Source organism: Hahella ganghwensis DSM 17046 (assembly GCF_000376785.1).
GTDB lineage: Bacteria > Pseudomonadota > Gammaproteobacteria > Pseudomonadales > Oleiphilaceae > Hahella > Hahella ganghwensis.
The window spans coordinates 22,741-34,931 of the sequence record NZ_AQXX01000104.1 but is presented as its reverse complement, the minus strand read 5'-3'; the positions used below and the strand labels follow the sequence as shown (position 1 = coordinate 34,931).

The window sequence follows — 12,191 nt, the reverse complement described above, 5'->3', positions numbered from 1 at the left end:
ATTCTTTTAAATCGGTTTATTCTGAATAAAGTATCCGAATAACCTTAGCTCTGGCTTCCAGCGCGTTGTTGCAGCATCGCCACAGCCGGCAGTGTTTTTCCCTCAACGAATTCGAGGAATGCGCCACCGCCGGTAGAAATGTAGGAGATTCGCGCCTTGATCCCATATTTATCAATGGCCGCCAGTGTATCGCCGCCACCGGCAATAGAGAAGGCTTCAGATTCCGCAATGGCCTTCGCCAAGGCTTCAGTGCCGCCGCCAAACTGATCAAATTCAAAAACACCGACAGGACCATTCCACAGAATGGTTTTGGCAGACTTCAATACCTCCGCCAGTTGCCCGGCAGTATCAGGGCCAATATCGAGAATCATGTCTTCATCATTCACATCAGCCACTGATTTGGTCGTCGCCGCAGCTGATTCACTAAACTCACTGGCCACAACAACATCTGTGGGCAGAGGGATGCTGACTTTGGCGGCAATGCTTTTTGCCGTATCCAGAAGATCCATCTCACACAAGGATTTGCCCACTTTCTGGCCTGCCGCAGCCAAGAATGTGTTGGCAATTCCGCCACCCACGATCAACGAATCACAAACGTCCGAAAGTGAATTTAACACATCCAGTTTGGTAGACACTTTAGAACCCGCCACAATGGCCACCATCGGACGGGCAGGCTTGTCCAGCGCTTTACCCAGCGCGTCGAGTTCTGCAGCCAGCAAAGGACCTGCACAGGCTACTGGTGCAAACTTCGCAACCCCGTGGGTTGAGGCCTGGGCCCGGTGAGCGGTACCAAAAGCATCCATCACAAAAACGTCACAAAGTGAGGCATACTTCCTGGAAAGCTCTTCACCATCCTTCTTCTCACCAGCGTTAAAGCGGACATTCTCAAACAACACCAGTTTGCCATCTTCCAGATCAAAACCACCGTCGAGGTAATCTTTCAATACAGGAACGTCCTGCCCCAGCAGCCCAGACAGATATTCACCCACAGGCTTCATGGAGTTTTCTTCGGAGAATACACCTTCTTCGGGGCGGCCCAGGTGTGACATCACCATCACTTTGGCTCCCTGCTCCATAGCCTGTTTAATGGTTGGTAATGCGGCTTGAATACGGGCGTCAGACGTTACTTTGCCATCTTTCACCGGGACATTGAGATCTTCACGAATAAGGACCCTTTTTCCTTTCAGGTCCAGGTCGGTCATTTTGATTACAGACATGGTGGTAAACCTCTTAAGTTCTATCGTAAAACTCTGGATGTATACAGTTCGTCGTTACTTGTTATCAGGCCAAAGTCTCGACCCGTATATCTTTCGACCATCCCAATATTCTTTTCCGCTCCATTAATCCATTGGAGCTTTATCAGTTGTTGAAGTCTTTTATAGATTGAACCAGCGTGCACTGGTATCCAGCATCCGATTGGCAAATCCCCATTCATTATCGAACCAGGCCATGACTTTAATCAGGCGATTACCACTGACCTGGGTCTGATTGCCATCCACAATGCCGCTTCGACAATCGTGGTTGAAGTCGCAGGAGGTCAGAGGCTCTTCGGTATATCCGATGATGCCGTCAAACTGATCTTCTGCCGCCTTGCTCAGAATGTCATTCACTTCTGCAGCCGTGGTTTCCCTGCTGACACATACGGTCAGATCCATCATGGACACATTGATCACAGGAACACGCACTGCATTGGCCTCAAACTTTCCGGTCAGGTGAGGCAACAGGCGCTCTATACCCTTGGCCAACCCTGTATTCACCGGCACCAGTGAAGCCATGGCACTGCGAGTGCGGCGCAGATCATGATGGTGATAGGCATCAATGACCGGTTGATCATTCATTGCCGAATGAATGGTGGTAATCACACCTCTTTCGATAGTCAGGTGATCATCCAGTAATTTGATTATGGGAACGATACAGTTGGTAGTACAGGAGGCATTGGAAACAATGGTATGTTCAGGCTTGAGACCATCCTGGTTAATGCCGAAAACCACCGTATGGTCGACGGTCGACTCTGCTGGCTGGGAAAACAGAACTTTTCCGGCCCCGGAATCAATATGACACTGCGCGGTTTCCCGATCAGAAAAAGCACCGGTACATTCCAGCACAAGGTCAACACCAATCTTCTTCCAGGGTAACTGGGCAGGATCCGGTTCCCGCACCAGACGGATATGATCACCATTCACCATCAGGTGACCATCCCGTATGGACACCTCCCCACGGAATGGTCCGTGGGTGGTGTCATAGCGGGTCAGGTAAGCAATGGTTTCAGCATCAGAAAGCTCGTTGATAGCCACCACTTGCATGGACTGTCGGTAACCGGACTCATAAAGTGCACGCAAGACACATTGCCCGATCCGCCCATAACCATTGATTGCCAATCGCAACATAACGCTAAAACATCCCTACTCTTCCCCGTGTTACGGGGTTTACTTCAGCCTTCCAGGGAATCAAGCAGTTCATTCGCCTGGGCGACCACATTGTCAACGGTGAAGCCAAACTCTTCAAACAGCAAGTTGGCAGGTGCTGACTCACCGAATGTACTCATACCGATAATACGGCCATCCAGTCCGACATACTTGTACCAGAAGTCCTCGTGAGCCGCTTCAATGGCGATACGTGCAGGCACTTCCAGAGGCAGAACTGACTGACGGTAGGCAATATCCTGCTTTTCGAACAGATCCGTAGACGGCATGGAGACCACACGCACCTTCTTGCCGTCTTCAGCTAGTTTCGCGGCGGCATCAACAGCCAAGCCGACTTCAGAACCAGTGGCGATCAGAATCAGGTCCGGTTGGCCATCACAGTCTTTCAGTACATAACCGCCACGGGCGATGTTGCTGACCTGCTCTTCGGTACGCGCCTGATGAGGAAGTCCCTGACGAGAGAAAATCATCGCAGTCGGGCCGTCCTCGCGAGTGATAGCCGATTTCCAGGCCACTGCTGATTCTACCGCATCACAAGGGCGCCAGGTGCTCATGTTAGGCGTGGTACGCAGATTTGCAATCTGTTCGATTGGCTGGTGAGTCGGGCCGTCTTCGCCCAAACCGATAGAGTCATGAGTAAATACGAAGATAGAACGCTGCTTCATGAGTGCCGCCATACGTACCGCATTACGGGCATATTCCATGAATACCAGGAAGGTCGCGCCGTAGGGGACGAAACCACCGTGCAGCGCAATACCGTTCATCATCGCAGACATACCGAATTCACGCACGCCGTAGAAAATGTAGTTACCGGAAGCATCTTCTTTGCTGACGCCTTTGCTGTCCTTCCACAGGGTCAGGTTGGAACCGGCCAGATCCGCAGAGCCGCCCAGCAGTTCAGGCAACAAAGGGGCATAGGCATTAATAGAGTTCTGAGAAGCTTTACGACTGGCGATCGTCTCGCCTTTTTCCTGACAGGCGGCGATATATTCATCCGCCTTGGCAACGAAGTCAGCCGGCAGTTCACCTTTGCAACGACGAACCAGTTCGGCAGCCAGCTCAGGATGAGCCGATTGATAAGCTTCAAACTTACTGTCCCAGGCCGATTGCGACTGGGTCCCCTTATCCCGGTTATTCCACTCAGCATAGATATCTTCAGGCACTTCAAAAGCAGGATGCTCCCAGCCCAACGCTGCGCGAGTTGCAACGATCTCATCATCCCCTAGAGGTGCACCGTGGCACTCTTCCTTGCCTTGTTTGTTCGGAGAACCGTAACCGATAACCGTTTTGCAGCAGATCAGCGTTGGACGGTCGCTGTCACCACGAGCCGTTTCTATCGCCGCTTTAATCGCGTCACTGTCGTGACCGTCAACACCAGGAATAACCTGCCAGCCATAAGCTTCGAAACGTTTCGGGGTATCATCGGTGAACCAGCCTTCCACTTCCCCGTCGATAGAAATGCCGTTGTCATCGTAGAAACAGATCAGCTTGCCCAGCCCCTGAGTACCGGCCAGTGAAGCCACCTCGTGGGAAATGCCTTCCATCAGGCAGCCATCTCCCAGGAAAACGTAGGTAAAGTGGTCAATAATGTCATGACCGTCACGATTGAACTGACCCGCCAGTATTTTCTCAGCCATCGCCATGCCCACAGCGTTGGCAATGCCCTGCCCCAACGGACCTGTAGTGGTCTCAACACCAGGCGCATAGCCATATTCAGGGTGCCCGGGGGTTTTTGAATGCAATTGGCGGAAGTTCTTCAGGTCTTCGATAGAGAGGTCGTAACCACTGAGATGCAGCAAGGAATAGAGCAACATGGAACCGTGTCCATTGGAGAGCACGAAGCGGTCACGGTTGATCCATGAAGGATCCGCGGGGTTATGTTGCAGGTAGTCTCGCCACAATACTTCGGCTATGTCAGCCATTCCCATGGGGGCACCCGGGTGGCCTGACTTGGCTTTTTGCACGGCGTCCATGCTCAGGGCACGGATGGCATTGGCGAGTTCTTTACGCGAAGGCATTCATTCTCTCCCGCTCGGTTCGAGTCTTATATCAAGGTTAGGATGTTGCTATATCTGCTAGCTGCAAAAAAAGGAGGGGTATTTTCTAACATTAAGAAGGAGGGAGCAAATTTGATTATTAAAAAGTCACAAATTACTACTTTATTCCTGCTCTACTGATAGTTTTGCTCAATTTTTCCTGCCTCCCCAGGACCACTCTCGCGTGGTGTTGCAAGAGCCTGATTTGTCACAGCCCCCTTATCAACCCAGCCAGAGCGCCACAATATCGAAAAACAGGGAAAATACTGTTCATCGTGAATAAAAGTACATATTGAGACACCTTTGACGCCACATTGGCAGCGAAGGTCGTTTTTCAAAGACTCTCTGCAATGCCCACTATTAATTAACTTGTTAATCATACAAGCTACCCGCAACAAATCGTGGAGGTTATATGAGTGGGTATCTGATTTATCACTACAATGTTGTCGACAGAGAACGAATTTCCGAACTTGGCCTATTGTCACTACCTATTGTAGAAAAATATGGTGGAGAGTTGGTTATTGCCTCATCGGTATCTCCTCTTGAGGGCTCACCATATACGCATATGGTTGTATATAAGTTCGAGAGCAAGGAAAAGGCACAGGAATTCTACGAGTCTAAAGAAAGCAAAGCACTATCCAAGCTGCGGAATCAGGTTACCGAGGGGACCGTTGTATTTGTTCCTGGATACAGCGTTTAGAGAATTACGGCTAACCAGATTCGCAAAGCTACCTGATACACTCCTGGCGCCCTCCCCTGATTCACAACAAATAGAGTCAGACACACATTATCGTGCTTAAATGTTTATGTTACTTGACCAAGGCTACCGTATCACCTGATCGGCTAAGGTCTAATTACAGGCTATCCTGAAATATTCTTTCTGACTCTTAATCGAGGGGTTCTGTTATGGAGCAATTGATTGGCAAATTGGACATAAACCAGTACTTGCCAACCGCACTGGATTGGGCCACCAACATTTTATTGGCGCTCATCATTCTGGTCATAGGTGTGTGGATCGCAGGAAAGGCATACAAGGCAGTGGTGGGGATTGCAAATAAACATGAGCAGCTCGACGATACCCTGTTCAGGTTTTTTGGCAGTCTCGCCCGCTACACTATATTAGCCTTCGTAGGGATCGCTGTCTTAAACCGTTTCGGTGTACAGACGGCCTCTATCATTGCGCTATTAGGTGCCGCTGGGCTTGCCATCGGATTGGCACTCCAGGGCACACTTACCAACCTGGCAGCAGGAGTTATGTTACTGATCTTCCGGCCATATAAAGTCAACGATTTTGTTGAAGTAGCAGGTAAATTCGGAAAGGTGACAGAAATCGATATGTTTACGACGATTTTACAGACCTTTGACAACCAGCAAATTATTATTCCAAACGGTAAGATTTGGGGGGAGCAAATTATTAATAACTCCCACCATGCGATTCGCGGAGTGGATATGAGGTTTGGAATCGCATATGGAGAAAGTATTGATGACGCCCGCAAGGTCATTGACAAAGTTCTTGCTGATCATCCCCTCATCCTTAGTGAACCTGCGCCCTTTGTGGAGGTTGAAACGCTAAACAACAGCTCAGTGGACTTCCTGGTCAGACCATACTGCGAAGGCCAACATTATTTCAGCATTCGCTATTCCATTCCGGAGCAAATCAAGAAAGCACTGGACGATGCCAATATCGAAATCCCGTTTCCTCATCGAAAAGTTATTGTTGTCAATCAGAATTAGTGACTGGAAAAACGCTGAATCAAGATAAACATTCAGGGCGTTAAGTGTTATTTCTATTGGTTGGAGCCCTTGATAGGACCAGATAACTCCTTTTCACCAACATTAGTATGAGTTGAATATGAACAAAAAAATTATTGGAATTGTGTTAATCATTATCGGTGTTGCTTTGGTCGCATGGGGCTACAACATATACGATTCAGCAGGCTCCCAGGTCAGCAGAGCTCTGAGCGGGGATACTCCTATTGAAGCCTGGGCCGGGCTTGTGGGTGGTGCGATTTGCATCATAATTGGGATTTTCAGAGTGAAATAGTTATACAACAATATTCTCTTTCACCTATAACGGCGTTCCTAGGATGTCGTTATAGGAGAGACTGAGAAACACTCTCTTACTATGGAATGGTTTACCGCAATTGGAATGGCTTACCGCAATAATCACATCGCTTTTACCTGATGCTTTCAAAAGTATAGGGACAATAAAAGCAGCCTCTCGACATCGTCGTTCGCTTGAGCAACTCGAATACATTCTTCACAGAGATGGAATCGTTAACTGTACAATTCTGACCGAATCGTCAGAAACTTCAGAAACTTCAGAAACTTCAGAAACTTCAGAAACTTCAGAAACTTCAGAAACTTCAGAATCCTTAAGAGTAACCGCCACTATCAGTTTCGCAAGCCAGTTCAAGCTATCTATAGACAGCTCAGGAACAGTCATTCAGAGCAAGACCTTTGAATCAGTTTTTGAACTGGATGATTTTTTGACCAGACACACGAGATTCAGAGCTTTTGATTTCCTATAGAATCGACCTGACCTCCACCAGACTCCTTGGATTATTTTTCAGATCGCTTTGGATGATACGACGCCAAACGACTATCTATCCAGACAGGATTCTATCTAGACAGGAATGCTCAACAGAGGACGCCCATTGCCCATATTAATGTCAGCGCACCGCGAGCACTTCTGCCCCCTCCACCACTATAGAACTTTCGCGAAAAGGACCTATATCAATTTTTTTTGATATAGATATTGTTAGCCGATATTGATACTGCTAAACTCGCTTGACAATGAATACTCAAACTGCCCTTTCCACAAATGCATCAGATGCATATACAGAGCTTGCCCCCATTTTCAAGGCAAGCGGTGATGCCATGCGCCTGGAAATCTTGAGAATTCTGAAAAGGGACACCTATGGCGTATTAGAACTGGCTGTTATTTTCGATGTCGGCCAGTCTGCCATGAGCCATCACCTGAAGGTGCTGGCCAAGGCAGGATTGGTGGAAACCCAGCGGGAAGGCAACAGCATTTTTTACCGTCGGCCGGTGCTACGGGGTGATAACCCTTCAGATCAAGCCCGCCTTAACCTGCTTGCAAGCATCGACATTCTGCCGGTGACAACGCCGACTCAGAGCGGTATTGCCCAAGTGAGAGAACAGCGGGCATTGCAAAGTCAGGCGTTCTTCGCCCGTAACGCGCATCATTTCAAGGCACACCAGGAACTGATAGCGGAATACGGACTATACTCAAAACCAGCCCGGGATTTGCTGGAGCAGACGCAGAATGAAGACATGTCTGTGGTTCTGGAAATTGGCCCGGGAGAAGGGGCATTCCTGCAGGACCTGAGCGGAATGTTCAACTGGGTGATAGCGCTGGACAACTCTTCAGAAATGTTGGAACAGGCCCGCCACTTTGCCCAAAGCCATGACTTGGACAATATTGATTTTCTGCTGGGGACGACAACAGACGCGTTGCTGCGAAATATCAAGGTGGATGCCATTGTTATCAATATGGTTTTGCATCATGTCCCTTCACCAGCCAGCCTGATCAGTGATTGCGCTCAACTACTCAACCAGGATGGTATTCTCATCATCAGTGAGCTGAGTCGACATGACCAAACCTGGGCCAGGGAGTCCTGCGGGGACTTATGGCTTGGTTTTGACAGCAGGGAAATCTCCCAGTGGGCCGGAGAAGCCGGGCTACAGGAAGGAGAGAGTTTATACATCGGAGTCCGGAATGGATTCCAGATTCAGGTTCGGCAGTTTTCGCTGCCGGCCCGGAATCACGCGCCACCGGCCGAGGTTGATGTTTTGCCCGAAGCCATGACGGAGGGCAGCCGACAATGACCGCTCTCCCGAATACCAACCTACTTTTAAACGGTGAACATCCCACCACTTTTTCAGCCTGAATAAAAGGAAGCATGCCATGAGCGAGTACTCAATTTTTACTTCAGAATCTGTTTCCGAAGGCCATCCGGATAAAATGGCGGACCAGGTATCCGACGCCATTCTGGATGCCATCATTAAAGATGATCCTCATGCCCGGGTTGCTGTAGAGACCATGGTGAAAACCGGAATGGCGATCATTGCCGGTGAAGTCAGAACCAATACCTACGTGGATCTGGAAGATATCGTACGTAACGTGATTCTGGATATCGGTTATGACAGTTCCGATGTTGGCTTTGATGGCGCATCCTGTGCGGTTCTCAATGCCATCGGTAAACAGTCCAGCGACATCGCCATGGGTGTGGATGAAGCCGATGCCAAAGACCTTGGTGCCGGAGACCAGGGACTGATGTTCGGCTACGCCACCAGCGAAACCGACGTATTGATGCCAGCCCCCATTTTTTATTCCCATCGTCTGGTAGAGCGTCAGGCGTACCTGCGTAAAAACCGTATTCTTCCATGGCTGCGTCCGGATGCGAAAAGCCAGGTAACCCTGCGCTATGAAAACGGCAAGCCCGTCGCCGTGGATGCCGTAGTTCTGTCGACCCAGCATTCTCCCGATATCAAGCAGGCCGATATCCGTGAAGCCGTGATGGAAGAAATCATGAAACACGTACTACCGGCTGAATGGCTGCACAAAGACACCGACTTCCACATCAACCCGACCGGACAGTTCATTATCGGCGGACCAGTGGGCGACTGCGGCCTGACCGGACGTAAGATTATCGTCGACACTTACGGCGGCATGGCACGCCACGGCGGTGGTGCATTCTCCGGTAAAGATCCCTCCAAAGTTGACCGCTCAGCCGCCTATGCCGGTCGCTATGTAGCTAAAAACATTGTGGCGGCAGGACTGGCGGACCGTTGTGAAATTCAGGTGTCGTACGCCATCGGTGTTTCCGAGCCAACCTCAATTTCCATCAACACCTTCGATACCGGCAAGGTTGACGACAGTCTGATCTCTGAGTTAGTGCGTAAACATTTTGACCTGCGTCCCGGTGGCCTGATCGAAATGCTGAATCTGCGTCGTCCGATTTACCGCCCGACTGCCTCTTACGGTCACTTCGGTCGTACCGGAGACGATTTCACCTGGGAGCAAACCGACAAAGCAGAAGCTCTGCGTACAGAAGCCGGCCTTTAAGCCCTGAAACCAGATCCGACAGCCCCGATTCGGGCTGTCGATAAGTAAAGGACACCACTCATGTCACAGTTACAAAGCGTAGATAATTTCACCGACTACAAAGTCGCTGATATCAGCCTGGCCGCCTGGGGCCGCAAAGAAATCGAAATCGCCGAGGGTGAAATGCCCGCCCTGATGGCGCTTCGTGAAAAGTATCATGCAGAGCAGCCTCTGGCCGGAGCCAAGATCTTAGGCTGTATTCACATGACCATCCAAACAGCGGTCCTGATCGAAACTCTGGTTTCTCTGGGCGCTGAAGTACGCTGGTCATCCTGCAACATATTCTCCACCCAGGATCATGCGGCGGCGGCAATTGCAGCGGCAGGCATCCCAGTGTTCGCCTGGAAAGGTGAAACCGAAGACGAGTATGTCTGGTGTATTAAGCAGACCATTGAAAAAGATGGTACCCCCTGGGAAGCCAACATGGTGCTGGATGACGGCGGCGACCTGACCGAAATTCTGCACAACGAATACCCTGCCATGCTGGATAAAATCCACGGAATTTCCGAGGAAACCACCACCGGCGTTCATCGTCTGCTCGACATGATGAAAAAAGGCACCCTGAAGGTCCCGGCCATCAACGTCAACGATGCCGTCACCAAGAGCAAGAACGACAACAAATACGGTTGCCGTCACTCACTGAACGACGCCATCAAGCGCGGCACTGACCATTTGATGTCAGGCAAGAAAGCGCTGGTCGTCGGCTATGGCGACGTGGGCAAAGGCTCCTCAGCTTCTCTGCGTCAGGAAGGCATGATTGTTAAAGTCACTGAAATTGACCCAATCTGTGCCATGCAGGCCTGTATGGACGGATTTGAAGTTGTTTCCCCGTACATCAACGGTCAGAACGACGGCACTGCAGCCTCCATTAACAAAGATCTTCTGGCAAACACTGACCTGCTGGTGACCACCACGGGTAACGTCAATGTCTGCGATCAATACATGCTCTCTGCACTGAAGAGCGGCGCAGTGGTGTGTAACATTGGTCACTTCGACAATGAGATCGACACCAAATTTATGCGCGACAACTGGGAATGGGAAGAAGTGAAGCCTCAGGTTCACAAAATCTACCGTAACCGTGACACCAACGATCACCTGATCCTGCTCTCTGAGGGCCGTCTGGTGAACCTGGGTAACGCCACTGGTCACCCATCGCGCATCATGGATGGATCGTTCGCCAACCAGGTCCTGGCTCAGATGCATCTCTTCGCCGGCAAGTTTGCTGATCTGCCTGCCGCGGAAAAAACCGCCAACCTTTACGTGAAAGTGTTGCCCAAGCAGCTGGACGAGGAAGTTGCCCGTTACATGGTTGAAGGATTCGGCGGCGTGATCACCCGCCTGACCCAGAATCAGGCAGATTACATAGGTGTCGAAGTAGAAGGCCCCTATAAACCTAACGATTACAAATATTAAATAAGATGAAGCGAATGGCGGGAATTCCCTCCCGCCATTACGCCATCAAATTCGGGACTTGAGTTAATGGAAACCCAAAAGCAATTTAAACGTCGCTTCAGTTTTGAGTTTTTCCCTCCCAAGACACAGGAAGGCATGGATAAGCTGCAGGCAGTGCGTGACCAACTGGCGGACCGTAACCCTGATTTCTTTTCAGTCACCTATGGCGCCGGCGGTTCAACCCGGGAACGCACCATCGATACTGTTCTAACATTGCACAAGCAGGGGATATCAACCGCCCCTCACCTATCCTGTGTAGGTGCAACAAAAGAGTCTGTGGCTGAACTTCTGGACCTGTACAAAGAAAACGGCATACAACGGATCGTGGCATTGCGGGGGGACCTCCCATCAGGAATGGGTACCGGCGGTTCTGTGGAATTGAGATACGCTAACGAGCTGGTGGAATTTATCCGCGAGCATACAGGTGATCACTTTTCCATTGAAGTCGCAGCCTATCCAGAGTTTCACCCTCAGGCCAAGAATGCGGAAGATGACCTGCGTAATTTCCAACGCAAGGTAGAAGCTGGAGCAACCAGTGCCATCACTCAGTATTTCTATAGCCCTGAGGCATACTTCTACTTTATAGAGCGTTGTGAAAAAGCCGGTCTGAACATCCCTATCGTACCGGGGATCATGCCCATCACCAATTACAGCAGGCTGGCAAGATTCAGTGATATGTGCGGAGCGGAGATTCCACGCTGGATCCGCAAACAGCTGGAAGCCTATGGGGATGACATGGCGAGCATCGTCAAATTCGGAGATGAAGTTGTGACTCGTCTATGTGAGGAACTACTGAAGGCGGGCGCTCCAGGATTACACTTCTACACCCTCAATCAGGCTGGCCCCAGCCTCAGAGTATGGGACAACCTGGGATTGGGCGACAAAATCTCATTCTGATCTGTCAGGAGTCCGGTCAGGTATCGACCGGACTCTTTATGCCGCTATTTACCTCTCCAATACTCTCTTTTTCATCATTTCCCCCTTCATTTTTGGCTAACCTGACCATTCTTAACGTATACTTTTTTACTGTACGCTACGAGTAAATATTCGTGGCCCGGTAAACAGTTAACCGGGTCGTTCCCTGACAGGCTGTTGATAAACGTTGGCGAGGCCGCTGATGCAAAGCAAAAACGCCCGAAATAGCAGAGT

The 12,191-nt window shown here is 50.1% G+C and carries 11 protein-coding genes; 7 read left to right on the top strand and 4 right to left on the bottom strand.

All coding sequences use genetic code 11. The features are described from left to right. Positions 1-44: 44 nt before the first annotated feature. From F566_RS0110540 to tkt, 3 genes are all read right to left on the bottom strand, one after another. On the bottom strand, positions 45-1,217 hold the full coding sequence (locus tag F566_RS0110540; protein ID WP_020406957.1) for a phosphoglycerate kinase: 1,173 nt from the start codon (positions 1,215-1,217) through the stop codon (positions 45-47). A gap of 159 nt (positions 1,218-1,376) precedes the next feature. Further along, positions 1,377-2,387 (bottom strand): type I glyceraldehyde-3-phosphate dehydrogenase, encoded by a 1,011-nt coding sequence (gene gap / locus F566_RS0110535; RefSeq protein ID WP_020406956.1) that lies wholly within the window; start codon positions 2,385-2,387, stop codon positions 1,377-1,379. Positions 2,388-2,431: 44 nt separating this feature from the next. Further along, positions 2,432-4,441, bottom strand: coding sequence for a transketolase (tkt, locus tag F566_RS0110530; RefSeq protein ID WP_020406955.1), 2,010 nt, complete (start codon positions 4,439-4,441; stop codon positions 2,432-2,434). A gap of 430 nt (positions 4,442-4,871) precedes the next feature. Here tkt and F566_RS0110525 point away from each other — a divergent pair, with 430 nt between their 5' ends. From F566_RS0110525 to F566_RS0110515, 3 genes are all read left to right on the top strand, one after another. After that, positions 4,872-5,159: a DUF1330 domain-containing protein gene (locus F566_RS0110525; RefSeq protein WP_020406954.1), complete on the top strand. Its 288-nt coding sequence runs from the start codon at positions 4,872-4,874 to the stop codon at positions 5,157-5,159. Positions 5,160-5,365: 206 nt separating this feature from the next. Further along, on the top strand, positions 5,366-6,193 hold the full coding sequence (locus F566_RS0110520) for a mechanosensitive ion channel family protein (protein WP_020406953.1): 828 nt from the start codon (positions 5,366-5,368) through the stop codon (positions 6,191-6,193). A gap of 118 nt (positions 6,194-6,311) precedes the next feature. Further along, positions 6,312-6,503 (top strand): DUF3185 family protein, encoded by a 192-nt coding sequence (locus tag F566_RS0110515; RefSeq protein WP_020406952.1) that lies wholly within the window; start codon positions 6,312-6,314, stop codon positions 6,501-6,503. 216 nt (positions 6,504-6,719) lie between these two features. Here F566_RS0110515 and F566_RS37160 read toward each other — a convergent pair whose 3' ends face one another. Next, positions 6,720-6,905, bottom strand: coding sequence for a hypothetical protein (locus F566_RS37160; RefSeq protein ID WP_020406951.1), 186 nt, complete (start codon positions 6,903-6,905; stop codon positions 6,720-6,722). A gap of 350 nt (positions 6,906-7,255) precedes the next feature. On the opposite strand from F566_RS37160, the gene F566_RS0110505 reads away from it, so the two are divergent. The 4 genes from F566_RS0110505 (at position 7,256) to metF (ending at position 11,939) form a co-directional block, all read left to right on the top strand. Beyond that, a complete protein-coding gene (locus tag F566_RS0110505; RefSeq protein ID WP_020406950.1) occupies positions 7,256-8,311 on the top strand; it encodes an ArsR/SmtB family transcription factor in 1,056 nt (351 codons plus the stop codon). Between the two features lie 79 nt (positions 8,312-8,390). Next, positions 8,391-9,551, top strand: coding sequence for a methionine adenosyltransferase (metK, locus tag F566_RS0110500; RefSeq protein ID WP_020406949.1), 1,161 nt, complete (start codon positions 8,391-8,393; stop codon positions 9,549-9,551). 60 nt (positions 9,552-9,611) lie between these two features. Then, positions 9,612-11,003, top strand: a complete 1,392-nt coding sequence (ahcY, locus tag F566_RS0110495) for an adenosylhomocysteinase (RefSeq protein ID WP_020406948.1) — start codon at positions 9,612-9,614, stop codon at positions 11,001-11,003. 66 nt (positions 11,004-11,069) lie between these two features. Further along, entirely contained in the window at positions 11,070-11,939 is an 870-nt protein-coding gene (gene metF, locus F566_RS0110490; RefSeq protein WP_020406947.1) for a methylenetetrahydrofolate reductase [NAD(P)H], read from the top strand. Positions 11,940-12,191 lie beyond the last annotated feature (252 nt).